Below are 16,150 nucleotides of genomic sequence, written 5' to 3' on the forward strand. Positions count from 1 at the left end.
GTCGGTTGAACGACCGATCTCATGGCAACCGACCGAAGTCGCTGGTCCGCACCGTCCGACGACAGCAAACAGGCCCGGAATCCCTGGGATTCCGGGCCTCTGGAGCCGCCTATCGGGTTCGAACCGACGACCTTCCGCTTACCGGACACGCGTTGCCGCTGGATAGCCGTTGGATCTCACTAGGTGCCGTGCGGCACCACGGCGCGGCTGAAGGCAGTGCCGTACCTATACATAGGTGCACAGCCGCTACCGAACATTCCGTTGGGATTCCGCTGGGCTGCTGACCGCCGGTAGAAGCGGAGGCAGTCCCGCGCCACCAGGGCCAAGCACCGCGGCCACGCGCAACCTTGCCTCGTCTCGACACTTCACCCGACTGACAGGCCGGCATGCCCGCGAGCCCCATACAACCCGCGAACCGTTGCCTCTAGGATGGCCTTGTACTGGCCCTGTTTGGCGCGGCCATCAGAAGGGGAGTTCATGGCTGGGCACGGCGAGCACATCACCGCAATGGTGCGGAGCCACGCTGCGGGCGACGACGCGGCCTTCTACTCAGTCGCGCTTCAGGTCGCAGCTCGTGAGGCACGGGTCGGGCACCACCTACTAGCCGACGACATCAAGAAGACGGTAGACGCCTCGCGCAAGTCCACACCGCGGAGCAACGTCACCCGACTGACTCAGCCACGCGGCGATCTTGCGGAACTCGTAGAAATTTCGCATCCAGAGGTCGCCCTCCGAGAGCTGGTTGCACCAACGGACCTCATCTCTCAAATTCGGCAGATCATCGCCGAGCAGCGGCAGCGCCGCACGCTGCTGGACCATGGGTTCGCCCCAACCCATCGCCTGCTCCTGGAGGGCCCTCCGGGCACAGGCAAGACGATGACTGCATCTGTGCTTGCCACTGAGCTCGCGCTCCCGATGTTCACGGTCCGCCTGGACGGCCTGCTCAGCAAGTACATGGGCGAGACGGCTGGCAAGCTTCGCACTGTATTCGACGCAGTTGCGGAACGCCGTGGTGTGTACCTCTTCGACGAGTTCGACGCTCTTGGCGCCGATCGAGCAGGGAACGACGTCGGCGAAGCCCGCCGGATCCTGAACTCGTTCCTGGTTTTCCTTGAGCAAGCAAGCCCCGAATCGATAGTGGTCGCGGCGACCAACCATCGTTCGATCCTGGACCGAGCCCTGTTTCGAAGGTTCGATGCGGTGTTGACCTATCAACTTCCCGATCCTCGCCAGGCGGCATCTGTCATCCGTACGCGCTTGGGCTCCCTGGCGATCGGGCTCAGCCTGGCCAAGCTCAACGAGCACACCCACGGGCTCAGCCACGCGGATCTAGTGAAAGCCGCCGAGCACGCAGCGAAAGCGACACTGATGCGTGGGGAGACCACGGTTACACGCGCGGACATCGTTGATGCACTGACTGCTCGACGTCAGGGAAGCGTTGGCTGACGGGTCACGCCGCCTCGACCACTTGCACGTGATTGAGCGAGCATCCAACGAAGACTTCACCCGGCGCGGACAGGGCAATCCGAAAACTCGCCCTGTAGAGCACCGCGCTCACGGCCTCGCCATGCGCGGCCAGCTCGAAACGACCCTCTCCGAGAGCGATGCAGAGCGCCGTCTACTCAGTCTGAGCGTGGACGAACTCCAGGCGATAGGTACGATCATTGTCCTTGAGGGAGCCGATGCGGCGTACCCCCTCAAGATCGAGTCACTGGACCGCCTGACTCCCTCACGAATCAGGCGGAAGCGCCCTATGTGGCTGCTACTCGCCGTGCATCCCGCCACCGAGACCGAACCTGAGCGGGCGACCGTATGGGTCGCGGACGCGTTTCGAGCGAAGTTTCTCAAGCTCTTCGAGGACTACCTCGCCAAGGTATCGACCAGGGCGGCACCGGAGAACTGGACGACCCCGGAGGGCAACCCCGCGAACCAGACCCTCATCGCCAATATCGGGCGCATTCGGCGGGCCGTTTTGGCGGACCTGTGGACCTCAGAGGGTGCGCCTCCCGCGTACGGAAGGCATTGGTGGGAACTCTGGCTAGACACTGGCCAGCCGAACGCGGAACTGCTCGAAGCCTTCGCGAGCACCCAGCAGTTGCGCATCGTTCCTCGCTCTGTCGTCTTTCACGACCGGTATGTCGTGTGGATAGAAGCAACCTGGGACCAGTTGCAAGTTCTTCCGTTCACGCGCATCCCGGTCGCCGAGATTCGACGCCCAGAGTTCGTCGACACCGTCGAGGATCTACATGCCAACGAGCAGAACGAGTACGTCCTGGACCTTATCGATCGCGTAACTCCGGCTCCGGTCGGAGCGCCAGTCGTATGTCACTTAGACACCGGCGTGTTCCAGGGGCACGTGTTGCTACGCGATTCGCTCGACCCAGCTGACATGCACACGATCATCGGCACATCTACGAATGACGTCGAGGGCCACGGCACTTCCATGGCGGGACTTGCGCTCTACGGCGACCTCGATGCTGTCCTCACAGGGGCGTCGGCGGTAGAACTCAAGCATCGCCTTGAGTCGGTTCGCATGAAGCCCGCCAAAGGCGAACCACAGCTGAACCCCCTGGACTTCGGCACTGCGACAGCGGAAGCGATCATTCTCCCCGAGATCGCCGCCCCGCGATCACGCGTCTTCTGCCTGCCAATTAGCGCTCCACCGGACAGCCCAGGCGAGCCCACCCTCTGGTCGGCAACAGTCGATGCTCTAGCGGCCGGAACCGATGTGGTCCGGGACGGGCGTCAACTGCGCCTTCTCTCAGCGCCAGACCCAAACGCCGCACGCCTGATTGTTGTAGCCGCGGGCAACGTCGACACCTACCAGCTCGACCACCATGCAGAATCGGACACTTCGGCTGTCGAAGATCCCGCCCAAGCATGGAATGCCCTGACGGTTTCGGCATACACCGAACTAGACGACACACCGACGGATCCGACATACGACGGCTGGAGTCCACTCGCCGAGGCAGGCGGACTCTCACCACACAGTAGGACGTCAGTTCCCTTCGGCAGCCGACAATGGCCCATCAAGCCTGACATATGCATGGAGGGTGGGAACGTCCTCACAAACGGCACCACGGAGTTCGAAGACCGACACCCGCTGCTTTCATTGCGATCGACGGGAACTGCCAACGACCTCGCGCTCACCTCTGCTAACGCCACGAGTGCAGCGACGGCCCAGGCTTCCCGCCTTGCGGCGCTGGCCATGGCCCGTTACCCCGACTACTGGCCAGAAACCGTACGAGGCCTCCTCACTCACGCGGCCGAGTGGACTCCTATGATGCGCACCGAGATCACAAACGAGCACAGCAAAGTGCAACGTCTGGGAGTATTGCGCCGCTACGGATGGGGAGTGCCTGCCGAGGACGCAGTACTAAATTCCTCCGAGCAGGCAGCCACGCTGGTCACGCAGGACGAATTCGTCCCCTTCAGGGGACCGGATTACCGCATGCGCCACTTCCGGCTCCACTCCCTGCCCTGGCCCCGTGAAGCCCTCACCGCCCTCGGAGACGCTGAGGTTCGGCTGCGTATCACCTTGTCGCACTTCATTGAGCCCTCGCCTTCTAGGCGCGGTTGGCGCAGGCGCTACGCATACGCTTCTCACGGACTTCGCTTCGACCTCCAACACTCGCTTGAGACAGAAGCGGAGTTCATTCGTCGTGTGAACCGAGATGCCCAGCGAGATGAGGAAGGAGTCGCGCGCTCCCCCTCCACGACAGATAGGTGGCTCGTAGGCCCCAACCAACGCCATCTAGGCTCTCTTCACCAGGACGAATGGACCGGCAACGGGTACGAGCTGGCCGCCGCCAACTCGCTTGCCGTCTATCCCGTCGGCGGTTGGTGGAAGAACAACGGGCGCGCAGATCGAACCTCCCTCCCCGTCCGTTACGCGCTTATTGTCTCTCTCCGCACGGAGCGCCAGGACATCGACCTCTACACCCCAATCGCGACGGAACTACACGTGCCCATCCCCATCATCGGCGGATAGCATCCAGAGCAACTTTGCCCTGCTCATCATCCCGGGCCGCGCGCCTGATCAAGGCCGACCATAGTGTCCGTGAGAGCATCGGCTCCGGCTTCTCGCAGTTCAGCGCCCCGTTGTTGCGTCTTGGCGTAGCCGATTGAGTGAACACCTACCACTCTGGCCACCTCGATGTCAGAGACGGAATCTCCAATCAGTACGGCCTCCCGCGCACCGACTCCAGCGACCTCCAGGGCTCGCGCGTCGTCCGACACGATCACGGCAGACACCCGCCTGGAGGCCCTCGCGGACTACTGGCTCCGGACGAAGATCGACCCGAGCAAGCTCGCCGTGAATACCCGGCAGCGATACAGATACACCACAGAGCAGTACGTCATCCCCGGCGTCGGCGGGCTGCGCCTGCGCGAGTGCACCGTGTCCCGTCTCGAAGCCTGGGTGGCCAGTGAGAGGTGGCCAAGCACCCCGCGAACGCTCGTGTGTCGCTCACGTGCCTCAAAGGCATGCTCGACGTCGCTGTGCGTGAGGACGTCCTGACGGCGAACCCCGCCAAGTCAGTCACACCGGTTCCCGCAACGTCGCTCGATGAGGTGCGGGCGCTCGACGTGCCGGAGGTCATCAACCTGCGGGCAGCCCTGGCTATGGACAAGAAGGCCACGGCGATCGACCTCCACGACCTAGTTGACGTCATGCTCGCCACAGGTTGCCGCCCTGGCGAAGCTCTTGCCCTGCGCTGGAGTGAGGTCGATCTTGCCAAGCACATCGTCTACCTCACCGGGACAGTCGTGCGAGAGAAGGGCGCGGGCCTGTTTCGGCAGGACACCACCAAGGGCAAGAAGCCTCGCGGCCATCTGGTGCCAGAGTTTGCAATGAGTATGCTCGAACGGCGCAACACCGAGGTGTCGCAGGGTGAGTTCGATCTGGTGTTTCCCTCGGAGCGCGGCGGGCTGCGAGAGGCAACGACGGTGGACCGCCAGTGGCGCACGTTCCGCGAGCGGCACCCCGAGTGGACCTGGATTACTCCGAAGACGTTCCGCAAGTCCGTCGGTACGGCCGTCGAACGTGGTGCCGACATTGAGGCAGCGGCAGCCCAGCTCGGGCACTCGCACCCGGCGATAACGGCCAAGCACTACGTTGTTAAGCCCGCCCTTGGCCCCGACCACCGGGAGATCCTGGAGAAGTTCGGCGGGCGATAGGGCAGCACTGCTGCGCTGGCACGTAGCGAAAGGGCAGAGTCCGGAGCCTGCGGGTTCCGGACTTCTGTCTGTCGAGACCGGATGTCAGTCTCTCCGTATACCTTCATCGCATGGCCCTCGCAGATGTGACCGACCCCGCAGCCGTCAACAAGGCGATCGCGGAGTTCGACGCGCTGGGACGCGAAGTCTTCCTTGAGAAGTACGGCTTCCGGCCCGCCAAGGACTACTTCGTCGTCGTCGACGGCGCGCTGTACGACTCGAAGGCAATCGCAGGTGTGGCCCACCTACACCAGCACGGCATTCTCATGTCTGCCGACGAGTTCTCGGGCGGCAACAGCACGGTGGCGAATCGCCTCGCAAAGCTCGGGTTCAAGGTAACCCGGCCTGCGACTTCACCGAACTGGTCAGTCGATGAACTGATGCTGGCTCTCGACCTATACCTGCGTACACGAGGCCAGATCCCCTACAACGTCAACGCGAAGATCGTCACAGACCTGAGCGCCGAACTTCGGTCCCTCCGAGTGTTTCCGGATCATGTCCGGGCGAGCCCATCGTTCCGCAACCCCAACTCCGTCTCGCTCAAGTTGTACAACTTCTCTTCCATCGACCCAGAACATGAGGGTCAAGGTATGTCGCATGGAGGCGCTGGAGATGTCAGGGTGTGGGAAGCGTGGGCGCACCGCCCCAGTGATCTCGCGCAAGCTGTGGCTCTGATCCGCGCGAGGGGCGAGAGCGATGATTCACCTACCGACACTGGAGAGATCGAAGAGTACGAGGCGCTGGAGGGCCAGATCCTCTTTCGCGAGCACCGGCGCTACGAGCGTGACAGGAAGCTCGTCGATCGGAAGAAGAAATCTGTGCGCGAGAAGACGGGTCGCCTCGCCTGCGAGATATGCGACTTCGACTCACTCGACGTCTACGGGATCGAGGGCGTGATCGACGTGCACCACATCGTTCCGCTGCACAAGATCGGCGAGAGCGTCACCACGTTGAGCGACTTGGTGCTGGTCTGCCCTACCTGCCATCGCGTTCTCCACAAGCACCGCCCGATTATCACGCCGGCAGAACTTCGCTCAAAGCGATCCTGACACCCACTGGTGCGCGCGTTCTGTTGCGATGGCCACCTCACTCAGCGCCCCCCACCGTGCAGCGTGAGTGAACCGCGATCTAGCCGTGCCGCCACCGTGCGTCGTCTGGCTGCTCAGGCATCGTGATGGGACGGGCCACGGTTCCTCCCGCGGCATCAGCAAACCAGCCAAGCCATCGGTCAACGAACTTAGCCGGGTCGTCAACATCCAGTTCAACGACGGGCCGCGCGAGTCGACCACTTGCGTTCTCGTTGGAGAAAACGACAAGCGCGCTTTCCGGCTCAAGTGCGTATGGCTCCCTGGGAGGACGGCGGCTGTTCCCACTCGACGGCGCATCCATGAATGCAAACTCGTACCAGGCATAGCGCCCCTGCTCGAAGGCATCGCAGAACCACAGGGAATGCGATCGACCGTTCCACCCCTCGTGATCCCGTTTGAGGTTGACTGTGATCGTAGCGTCAGCGACGACGTCGAATGGGCCGCCCCACTCCCGTGACTGGTCCGGTGCAACAACGCCAAGCTGCCCACCACCGAGTCGCGCTACGAAAAGCATCGCCCAATTACCGCGGCGGTATTCGATCTCCGCTGCTGGTGCATCGTTCTTAATGTGCTCGAGCAACGGTTCCGAGAAGGCACTGAACGCACGGATGCCGTCGGTAGCAAGGCGGGACCGCGCATCGCCCGCCTGGCGCATCAGCTCAGCTTCGACTGCAGCCTCATTAGCCTTCTGAACCACTCGCGAACTCTGTTCGGCCAGACGGGCCACAGCCCCACTCCTGGGCTCCTCAAGAACAGCGTTGAGGCGCACAAGCAGGTTGCCTGGCTTCGGTCGCGCCGCCGCTTCCTTTGACAGGCACTGCTGCACGATGGCCCTCAGGCGGTGCGGACCGCGAGTCAAGTGTGGAGGCGGCGCAGTGAGGTGCTGTTCGCGGTAGTCCTCGGTTGCAGGTCCGGGGAACGGACGCACGCCAGTCGCCATCTCAGAAGCCATCACGCCAAAGGCGTAGACGTCTGTCGTACTTGTGGCCCGTTCTTCTCTCCACTGCTCAGGTGCGGCATACTCACGCGTCTTGGCTCGCATGCGCGTGTGCGTAGCAGTTGTGGCTTCCGTGTACCGGGCAATACCGAAATCGGCCAGACACCACGTGTCGTGCAAGAGCAGCACGTTCGCGGGCTTGAGGTCACGGTGCACGATGCCGGCCTTCTCGATTGCCACCAGCGCTACGGCCACGTCAGTCAGGACGCTCAACAGTTCGTCGGCATCCATCACCTTGCCGTCAAGTTTCGCCAGATGCTGGGCGAGCGACTTCTCTGCGCGTGGCATGACGAGCACTAGGTACTCGCCGTGCTCCCCCGTATCGAGAATCGGGACGACGTTCGGGAGACGCGCCGCGGTCACTGCCTCCCCGATCAACACCTCACGGTCGGCACCTGGCAGTTTCTTCACGAACTTCACGACGGCAGGGCTTCCATCGTCGGCCATGGCCTCGAAGACCTCCGATCCAGACGGATCGGCTTTGAGGCGGTCGCCAAGTTCCCAGGCCCGGCTCTCAAGTTGTAACTTCACGCCAACGAGCCTAGGTGTCGGCCCGAGACGATGCACACTGCGGGTGATTGTGTTGGGTTTCCGCTGGGACCGCACCCTGTAACGAAGCACGAAGGCCCGGGATTGTTGAGATCCCGGGCCTCTGGAGCCGCCTGTCGGGTTCGAACCGACGACCTTCCGCTTACAAGGCGGGAGCTCTACCAGCTGAGCTAAGGCGGCGGGCGGGGACCAGCCTAACGGGTCCGGCCACCAGAATCCGAGTCGAGGACACCCACCGGCCGGAACACGGACGGCGGGGCCCCGGGCCGCAGCCCGGGAACCCCGCCGTCCGCAACCTGTGGACTACTCGGACGGCTCCGCGGACGGCTCCGCAGAAGGCTCCTCCGAGGCCGGGGCCTCACCGGTGATGGCCTCGGTCAGCGCGCCGGGCACCTGCCAGTTCTCGAACCGCTCGCCGTCGATCACCACGGTCGGCGTACCGAAGCCGCCCTCGGCGTTCAGCAGGGACTCGGTGCTGCCCGCGACCTCCGACGAAGCGGTGACCCACTCCGCGTAGGTGTCGTGCGCCTCGCCGCTGGTGATGCCCGCAGCGACATCCGCCGGCACGCCGGCCTGCTCCGCGATCTGGGCGAGCTGGTCGTCCGACAGGCCGGGCGTGTTCTCCTCCGGCTGGCTCGCGAACAGCGCCTCGTGGAACGCGTTGAACTGCTCCGGCGCCTGGTCGGCGACCCACGCGGCGGCCGACGCCGCGCGCGTGGAGTACTCGGTGCCCTGCGACGCGCGATCAAGGATCGAGACCGGGTGCACGACCAGCGTGAGGTCACCGGCCTCACGCATCTCGGTGATGCTCGCATTGTTCAGCGACTCGAACTGGCCGCAGATCGGGCACATGTAGTCCACGTACACGTCGAGCGTCTTGGCACCCTCGTTCTCGGTCCCCGCGACGCCGTCGGCACCGACAGGGATGCCGGTCTGCTCGACGACACCGGCCGGGAAGTTGTCGACCTTCTCCATGGGCGTCTTCTGGCCCTCGAGGAAGATCATCACGACAGCCACGACCAGGACGACGAGTCCGAGTCCGAGCGCGCTCAGCACGATCAGGCGGCTGCGCTTCTCGCGTGCCTGCTGCTTCTTCTGGAGTGCAAGGGCCTCGGCACGGGCGGCGTCTCGACGCTGCGCCTTGGTCTGGTTCGTCGACATCGGGGTCCTTCGAGATGCGGGCCAATGGGGCGAGGCGCCACCGGCGCCCAGCTCAAGACTACAAGTGCTCACTGGGAGACGGCTGGACGTTTCGTTACGATCCCGACACCCGACCTGTGGATCACCACACGACGTCGGGCCGGCCGCCCAAGGGCCACCACTGCACATCCACAGCGCCGTCGAACAGCGGCTGCGCGGCGAGCACCGCGAGCGCCAGCACGACCACGACGAGGATGACCTTCGGTCCCCAGCTGGGTGCGATCCGGCGCAGCAGCGGCTTGGCCCCGATGCGCGTCCCGTACGACGCGGGCCCGAACCAGGCGACGACCACCGTGACCAGCATCGCGATACCGAGCACGAGGCTGTCGACGACGGGCTCGTTCATCCCGCCGACGGAACGCGCCTCGACGGTGGGGATCGGAGCGATGATCACGTTGCCTGGAGCGAACACGATGAGTCCGAGCAGCCCGACGATGACGCCCGTGCAGAGGGCGACGGCGGCGGCGGGCAGCACGCCGAACACCGCGCGGACGAGGTGCCAGGGCGACAGGAGGGTCGCCACCAGCGCGTCGGCCCGGCTCGGGCCGCGTCGAGCGCGTCGGCTGCGGAACTCGTCGACGGCGATCCCGGCCAGCCGGGACACGATCATCAGCGCGACGAGCAGGGCGACGGCGATCCCCGGCCGGGTGGTGGCGAGCGCCACCAGCGCGAGCCCCGAGACGAGGACCAGCCCCCGGTAGCCGGTGACGTGCGTGGGATTCGTCCGCTCCGGGACAAGGGCCGGCTCGACGGACGCCGGAGCAGGGCGCGGCGCACCGACCGCCCGTCCCGTGACCGACCGCCCCCTGGTGGCGCCTGCGACGGCGGCCGCACCCGCCGCGGCACCGACCCCCGCGCCACCGGCCGCCTCGGACACCGGGTGCGACAGGAGGCCCTGCGGCATGACCCGCGTCGAGCCGAGGTCGGCGGGCGCCGAGGCGGTGCGAGGGTCACCGGAGCCCAGCACCACCGTCGGCTCGGCCGGATCGGCGGAGCCCGTCGTCGCGGCGACGAACGCCTCCGACTCGGCCTTGAGCGCCCTCGCCACCTCGTCGGGCCCCCAGCGCTCGACGGGCACCGCCCGGAGGGCCGCGCCCAGCGCCCGGGCCGTGCGCGGCGGCAGTCCGTCGAGGTCCGCCTGGCCCTGCCGCGAGCGCCGCAGCACGAGCTCGGTGGGCCGTACGCCGAACGGTGCGCGGCCGGTGCCGGAGAACGCGAGCACGGCGGCCCAGGACCACCAGTCGGTGTCGGGGCCGGGCTCCGCGCCGTCGAGGAGCTCGGGGGCGAGGTAGCCGGGGGTGCCCATGACGAACCCGGTCCGGGTGGCCCGGACGTCGCCGGGTCCCTGGGCGAGCCCGAAGTCGATGAGGACCGGCCCGCTGCGCGCGATGAGCACGTTCGACGGTGTGAGGTCACGGTGCACGACGCCGGTGCCGTGCACGGCCTCGAGCGCGTCGGCGAGCTGGTCGGCGAGCTCGAAGAGGTCGCGGGAGTCCAGCGGACCGCGCTCGTCGATCTCCTCCTCGAGCGTCGGCCCCTCGACGAGCTCGGTGACGATGAAGGCCTCCGGCCCCTCGAGCTCGGCGTCCAGCACGCGAGCAACGGCTGGGTGCCGCAGGCCCTGGAGGGCGGCGGCCTCCCGGCGCAGGCGTTCACGGGCGGCGGGGTCGTCGAGATGGCGGTGCAGCACCTTGAGCGCGACGGGGTGGCCGCCGTCGTCCTCCGCGCGGTAGACGGCGCCCATCGCGCCCGACCCGATCTCGCGCACGACCGTGTAACCGCCGAGCTTGGTGCCGGCCGCGGGGCCGGCGCCGTTCGGGATCGAGATCGAGGCCTCCACCTCCTTCATGAGGCACACCGTAGTCGTCGCGGGCAACGGATGCCCGGCTTTCCCGCGCACGCGAGCGGCGAGTGAACAGGCCGCTCGTTACCCTGAGCAGGCAAGAGGCGCCGCTACTCTTGGCACTGGACAGCGAGACTCTTCTACAACTAAGGAGCAGTACATTGCCGGGTAAAGACGGGTACGATCTGGTCGTCGTCGCGAACCGACTTCCAGTTGACTTCTCGGTCGGCCCAGACGGCGATCTCACCTGGCAGAGGTCTCCTGGCGGCCTCGTCACCGCGCTGGAGCCCGTGATGCAGGACGCCGACGGCGCCTGGGTCGGCTGGTCGGGCGCCCCCGACCTCGCCCACGAGCCGTTCGAGGCGGACGGCATGCTCCTGGTCCCGGTCACGCTGACCGCCCTCGAGATCGAGCGCTACTACGAGGGCTTCTCCAACGGCACCCTCTGGCCGCTCTACCACGACGTCATCGAGCGCCCCGACTACCACCGCCAGTGGTGGGACGCGTACCGCCGGGTCAACCAGCGCTTCGCCGACGCCGCCGCGGCGCAGGCCGCAGAGGGCGGCGTCGTCTGGGTGCACGACTACCAGCTCCAGCTCGTCCCGCGCATGCTGCGCGACCTGCGCCCCGACCTGCGCATCGGGTTCTTCGACCACATCCCGTTCCCGCCCGTCGAGCTGTTCGCACAGCTCCCCTGGCGCAGGCAGATCATCGACGGCCTGCTGGGCGCCGACCTCGTCGGGTTCCAGCGCACCGGGGACGCCGCGAACTTCGTGCGCTCCGCACGCCGCCTCACCGGCTACACCACGCGCGGCCCGGTCATCACGATCCCGGACGCCGACGGGCGCCCCGGCCGGCACGTGCGCGCGTCGTCGTTCCCCATCTCCATCGACTCCCGCCGGTTCGACACGCTCGCCCGCACGCCCGAGGTCCAGGCCCGCGCCAAGGAGATCAAGGCCGACCTCGGCAATCCCGAGACGCTGATGCTCGGCGTCGACCGCCTCGACTACACCAAGGGCATCCGGCACCGCATCAAGGCGTACGGCGAGCTGCTCGACGACGGCCGTCTCGACGTCGAGCACGCGACCCTCGTGCAGGTGGCGAGCCCGAGCCGCGAGAACGTCGGCGCCTACCAGGAGCTCCGCGAGCACGTCGAGGTGCTCGTCGGCCGGATCAACGGCGAGTACGGCGAGCTGGGGCACTCCGCCATCCACTACCTGCACCACTCCTACCCGCCGGAGGAGATGGCGGCGCTCTACCTGGCCGCCGACGTGCTGCTCGTGACGTCGCTGCGCGACGGCATGAACCTGGTGGCCAAGGAGTACATCGCCGCCCGCTCCGACGAGCGCGGCGCCCTGGTGCTCAGCGAGTTCACCGGCGCGGCCGACGAGCTCTCCCCCGGCCCGCTGCTGGTCAACCCGCACGACATCGACGGTATGAAGGACATCATCGTGGCCGCCGCGACCATGGACCCCAAGGAGCAGCGGCGGCGCATGCGCCGCCTGCGCCGCAAGGTCCTGTCCGACGACGTCGCGAAGTGGTCGGAGAGCTTCCTCGGCGTGCTCACCGCCGTGCCGCCCCGGCCGCTCACGGTGGACCCGCGATCCGCGGAGCCGCGCCACCACAACCTCCGCGACGCGCTGACGGCGTTCACCACCGTGCCCGAAGGTGTACCCGCGCGCGGCCGGCTGGCCCGCATGGGCAACGGGAACGGACGGCGCAGGAAGCCGACCACCGGCTGGCTGCTCGCGTGCGACTTCGACGGGACGCTCGCACCGCTGGTCGACGATCCCAAGGCGTCCACCATGACGCGCGCCGCACGCGCCGCCATCGAGCAGCTGCACGCGCTCGCCCAGGACGCCCCGGTGCGCCTGGCACTCGTCTCCGGGCGGGACCTGTCCGACCTCGCGGAGCGCAGCGTCGCCCCCGAGGGCACGTTCCTGGTCGGCAGCCACGGCGCCGAGGCCGGCCGGGCCACCACGACCGGCGTCGAGCAGGTGCCGTTCCACCTGACCACCGTCCAGTCCGGGCAGCTCGACGCGCTGGTCGCCGGGTTCGAGTCGGCGGTCTCGGGCCGGGAAGGGGCCTGGGTGCAGGTCAAGCCGGCCGCCGCCGTCGTGCACACGCGCCTGGCGAGCGTGGACGACGCCGCGGCCATCACCGTGGCCGCCGACGAGGTGGCGGCAAACCTGGGCCTGCCCCCGATGCACGGCAAGGACGTGGTGGAGGTGTCGGTCGTGCCGACCAGCAAGGGCGAGGCCCTGCGCCGGCTGCGGGGCACCGTGGCGGCCGAGCTGGGGGTCGAGAAGGTGCGCGTCCTGTACGCGGGCGACGACACCACCGACGAGCACGCCTTCGGCGCGCTCGAGTCCGGCGACCTGTCGATCAAGGTCGGCACCGGCGACACGCTCGCCTCCCACCGCGTCCCGGACCCGGACGCTCTGGCCGCCGTCCTCGCCGGTCTCTCGCGCACGCTGCGGAGCGAGGACTGACCCGATCGTGACCCGGTCGATACCGCGGCCTTGACGAACCGGGGTACGATCGCGCTGCAAGTGTCACCGCCGACACGTGAGTGGAAGCAACGGCACCCGACCACAACGGATCGTCCGGCACGTACCTGCCGGTGGAGGGATGTACTAGTCATGGCTACGGTCACTTTCGATCACGCGACTCGCGTCTACCCGGGCACTGAGCGCCCGGCCGTCGACCAGCTGAACCTGGAGATCGAGGACGGCGAGTTCCTCGTCCTCGTCGGCCCGTCCGGCTGCGGTAAGTCCACCTCCCTGCGCATGCTCGCGGGCCTCGAGGACGTCAACGGCGGGCACATCTTCATCGGTGACCGCGACGTCACCGACGTGCAGCCCAAGGACCGCGACATCGCGATGGTCTTCCAGAACTACGCGCTGTACCCGCACATGTCGGTGGCGGACAACATGGGCTTCGCCCTGAAGATCGCGGGCACGCCCAAGGCGGAGATCCGCCAGCGCGTCGAGGAGGCCGCGAAGATCCTCGACCTCACCGAGTACCTCGACCGCAAGCCGAAGGCCCTCTCGGGTGGTCAGCGTCAGCGTGTGGCCATGGGCCGCGCCATCGTGCGTCAGCCGCAGGTGTTCCTCATGGACGAGCCGCTGTCGAACCTCGACGCCAAGCTCCGTGTCCAGACCCGTACGCAGATCGCGTCGCTGCAGCGCCGCCTGGGCGTCACCACGGTCTACGTGACCCACGACCAGACCGAGGCGCTCACCATGGGTGACCGCATCGCCGTCCTGAACCACGGTGTGCTCCAGCAGGTCGGTACGCCGCGCGAGATGTACGACCGCCCGAACAACGTGTTCGTCGCCGGCTTCATCGGCTCGCCCGCCATGAACATCGGCACGTTCGACGTCAAGGACGGCGTCGTCAAGGTCGGCTCCGCCGACGTCCCGCTCGAGCGTTCCATCGCGAGCGCCATGACCGACGCCGACGGCGGCAAGGTGACCCTGGGCTTCCGGCCCGAGGCGCTCGACGTCGTCCCCTCCGGTACCCCCGGCTCGTTCGACGTCGAGGTCAACCTCGTCGAGGAGCTCGGCTCGGACGCGTTCGTCTACGGCACCCTCAAGGGCGACGCGGACGTGAACCTCACCGCCGGTGAGACCAACCAGCTCATCGTGCGCATCGACCCGCGCGGTGTCCCGGACAAGGGCGACGTCATCGCCGTCGCGATCGAGGCCGGCCACTCGCACATCTTCTCCGCGAACACGGGTGAGCGTCTCGGCTGATCGTCCGGCTGATCCCTCGGCTCGCTGAGGGAACGGTTACCTCCTCGGGGTGTGTCGCTGTGCGTGGACTTCTGTCCTCGCCCAGCGACACACCCCGCAGGCCTTTCATCACTCCGCCCCGCGGAGTTCCACGGCTCCCTGGCCCTGCCTCGCACGAACAGGCGGCCGGCTCAGCGCAGAATGGTGCCCATGCCCCAGCAGAACCTCCAGATCACCGCGGTCGCACCCGACCCCGCTCTGCTGGATCTCCCGTGGGACGTGCCCCTGGTCGACTGGCCGGAGGACGTCCTCGCCGCGCTGCCCCAGGGCATCTCGCGGCACATCGTCCGCTTCGTCAACCACGGGGGCCGGGTGCTCGCGATCAAGGAGATCGGCGAGACCGTCGCCTACCGTGAGTACGAGCTGCTTCGCCAGCTGCACCGCATCGAGGTGCCCTCCGTGGTCCCGGTCGGCGTCATCACCGGCCGCCGGGCGCCCGACGGCGAGCGGCTCGAGGCGGTGCTCGTCACCGAGCACCTGCAGTTCTCCCTGCCGTACCGCGCGCTGTTCAGCCAGGACCTGCGCCCCGACACCGCCACACGCCTCATCGACGCCCTCGCGGTGCTCCTGGTGCGACTGCACCTCGTGGGCTTCTACTGGGGCGACGTCTCGCTGTCGAACACCCTGTTCCGGCGTGACGCCGAGACGTTCGCGGCCTACCTCGTCGACGCGGAGACCGGCGACATCCACCGCACGCTGACCGACGGCCAGCGCAACTACGACGTCGACCTGGCGCGCACCAACATCATCGGCGAGCTCATGGACCTCGCGGCGGGCGAGCTGCTCGACGAGGACGTCGACGAGGTGGCCATCGGTGACGCCCTCGTCGAGCGCTACCAGGAGCTGTGGAACGCCCTCACCGGCTCCGAGGCCTTCGACTCCGGCGACCGCTGGCGCGTCGCCGCGCGCATCGAGCGGCTCAACGACCTCGGCTTCGACGTGGGCGAGCTCGAGATCACCACGGACATCGACGGCACCAAGGTCCGCATCCAGCCCAAGGTGGTCGACGCGGGGCACCACTCCCGCCGTCTGCTCCGCCTCACGGGGCTGGACGTGCAGGAGAACCAGGCACGCCGCATGCTCAACGACCTCGACAGCTACCGCGCCGCGACGCACCGGCAGAACGACCAGGAGCAGATCGTGGCGCACGCCTGGGTCCGCCAGGTCTTCCGCCCGACCATCGACGCCATCCCGCGCGAGCTGCGCCGCAAGCTGGAGCCGGCACAGCTCTTCCACGAGATCCTCGACCACCGCTGGTTCATCTCGCAGCAGGCGCAGCGGGACATCCCGCTGCCCGAGGCCGCGGAGTCGTACGTCGAGAACGTGCTGCGGCACCGCAGGGACGAGGACGCCCTGCTCGGCCTACCGCCGGGCGAGGCCGCCGCGGACTACGCCGAGTGATCGGCAGTTCGTCAGGTGATCGGCACCTCGGGCTGCCGATCACCTGACGGACTGCCGA

The 16,150-nt window shown here is 67.2% G+C and carries 11 protein-coding genes and 1 tRNA gene; 7 read left to right on the top strand and 5 right to left on the bottom strand.

The annotated features are described in order from the left end of the window. The first annotated feature begins 477 nt into the window (after nt 1-477). Both ACFWE2_RS18405 and ACFWE2_RS18410 read left to right on the top strand, forming a co-directional pair. A complete protein-coding gene (locus ACFWE2_RS18405) occupies nt 478-1,446 on the top strand; it encodes an AAA family ATPase (RefSeq protein WP_377225666.1) in 969 nt (322 codons plus the stop codon). A 121-nt stretch (nt 1,447-1,567) separates the two neighbouring features. Then, entirely contained in the window at nt 1,568-3,991 is a 2,424-nt protein-coding gene (locus tag ACFWE2_RS18410) for a S8 family serine peptidase (protein ID WP_377225667.1), read from the top strand. Between the two features lie 26 nt (nt 3,992-4,017). Here ACFWE2_RS18410 and ACFWE2_RS18415 read toward each other — a convergent pair whose 3' ends face one another. Beyond that, nucleotides 4,018-4,254: an HAD family hydrolase gene (locus tag ACFWE2_RS18415; protein WP_377225668.1), complete on the bottom strand. Its 237-nt coding sequence runs from the start codon at nt 4,252-4,254 to the stop codon at nt 4,018-4,020. A 231-nt stretch (nt 4,255-4,485) separates the two neighbouring features. On the opposite strand from ACFWE2_RS18415, the gene ACFWE2_RS18420 reads away from it, so the two are divergent. Both ACFWE2_RS18420 and ACFWE2_RS18425 read left to right on the top strand, forming a co-directional pair. After that, nucleotides 4,486-5,178: a tyrosine-type recombinase/integrase gene (locus ACFWE2_RS18420; RefSeq protein ID WP_377225669.1), complete on the top strand. Its 693-nt coding sequence runs from the start codon at nt 4,486-4,488 to the stop codon at nt 5,176-5,178. Between the two features lie 110 nt (nt 5,179-5,288). After that, on the top strand, nt 5,289-6,266 hold the full coding sequence (locus tag ACFWE2_RS18425) for an HNH endonuclease (protein ID WP_377225670.1): 978 nt from the start codon (nt 5,289-5,291) through the stop codon (nt 6,264-6,266). A gap of 79 nt (nt 6,267-6,345) precedes the next feature. On the opposite strand, the gene ACFWE2_RS18430 is transcribed toward ACFWE2_RS18425, so the two are convergent. From ACFWE2_RS18430 to ACFWE2_RS18445, 4 genes are all read right to left on the bottom strand, one after another. Beyond that, entirely contained in the window at nt 6,346-7,833 is a 1,488-nt protein-coding gene (locus ACFWE2_RS18430) for a serine/threonine-protein kinase (RefSeq protein ID WP_377225671.1), read from the bottom strand. A gap of 122 nt (nt 7,834-7,955) precedes the next feature. Then, nucleotides 7,956-8,031, bottom strand: a tRNA-Thr gene (locus tag ACFWE2_RS18435). Between the two features lie 123 nt (nt 8,032-8,154). Beyond that, nucleotides 8,155-9,012: a DsbA family protein gene (locus tag ACFWE2_RS18440; protein ID WP_377225672.1), complete on the bottom strand. Its 858-nt coding sequence runs from the start codon at nt 9,010-9,012 to the stop codon at nt 8,155-8,157. Between the two features lie 121 nt (nt 9,013-9,133). Beyond that, complete coding sequence (locus tag ACFWE2_RS18445) at nt 9,134-10,900, bottom strand: protein kinase (RefSeq protein ID WP_377225673.1); 1,767 nt, start codon at nt 10,898-10,900, stop codon at nt 9,134-9,136. A gap of 155 nt (nt 10,901-11,055) precedes the next feature. On the opposite strand from ACFWE2_RS18445, the gene otsB reads away from it, so the two are divergent. The 3 genes from otsB to ACFWE2_RS18460 all read left to right on the top strand — a co-directional run bounded on the left by otsB (nt 11,056) and on the right by ACFWE2_RS18460 (nt 16,092). After that, complete coding sequence (gene otsB / locus ACFWE2_RS18450) at nt 11,056-13,386, top strand: trehalose-phosphatase (RefSeq protein WP_377225674.1); 2,331 nt, start codon at nt 11,056-11,058, stop codon at nt 13,384-13,386. Nucleotides 13,387-13,536: 150 nt separating this feature from the next. Beyond that, nucleotides 13,537-14,652: an ABC transporter ATP-binding protein gene (locus ACFWE2_RS18455; protein ID WP_377225675.1), complete on the top strand. Its 1,116-nt coding sequence runs from the start codon at nt 13,537-13,539 to the stop codon at nt 14,650-14,652. Nucleotides 14,653-14,832: 180 nt separating this feature from the next. Beyond that, the gene (locus ACFWE2_RS18460) at nt 14,833-16,092 is read left to right on the top strand and encodes a DUF4032 domain-containing protein (protein WP_377225676.1); all 1,260 of its coding nucleotides are present in this window, start codon (nt 14,833-14,835) and stop codon (nt 16,090-16,092) included. Nucleotides 16,093-16,150: the final 58 nt, after the last annotated feature.

The sequence above is a fragment of the Promicromonospora sp. NPDC060271 genome (assembly GCF_042726755.1).
In the GTDB taxonomy this organism is placed as follows: domain Bacteria; phylum Actinomycetota; class Actinomycetes; order Actinomycetales; family Cellulomonadaceae; genus Promicromonospora.

Bases quoted from the DNA above. Each gene is read 5' to 3' on its own strand.
- ACFWE2_RS18445 (WP_377225673.1), bottom strand. From the start codon at position 10,900: ATGAAGGAGGTGGAGGCCTCGATCTCGATCCCGAACGGCGCCGGCCCC.
- ACFWE2_RS18440 (WP_377225672.1), bottom strand. From the start codon at position 9,012: ATGTCGACGAACCAGACCAAGGCGCAGCGTCGAGACGCCGCCCGTGCC.
- ACFWE2_RS18410 (WP_377225667.1), top strand. From the start codon at position 1,568: ATGCGCGGCCAGCTCGAAACGACCCTCTCCGAGAGCGATGCAGAGCGC.
- ACFWE2_RS18425 (WP_377225670.1), top strand. From the start codon at position 5,289: ATGGCCCTCGCAGATGTGACCGACCCCGCAGCCGTCAACAAGGCGATC.
- ACFWE2_RS18460 (WP_377225676.1), top strand. From the start codon at position 14,833: ATGGTGCCCATGCCCCAGCAGAACCTCCAGATCACCGCGGTCGCACCC.
- ACFWE2_RS18455 (WP_377225675.1), top strand. From the start codon at position 13,537: ATGGCTACGGTCACTTTCGATCACGCGACTCGCGTCTACCCGGGCACT.
- ACFWE2_RS18405 (WP_377225666.1), top strand. From the start codon at position 478: ATGGCTGGGCACGGCGAGCACATCACCGCAATGGTGCGGAGCCACGCT.
- ACFWE2_RS18420 (WP_377225669.1), top strand. From the start codon at position 4,486: ATGCTCGACGTCGCTGTGCGTGAGGACGTCCTGACGGCGAACCCCGCC.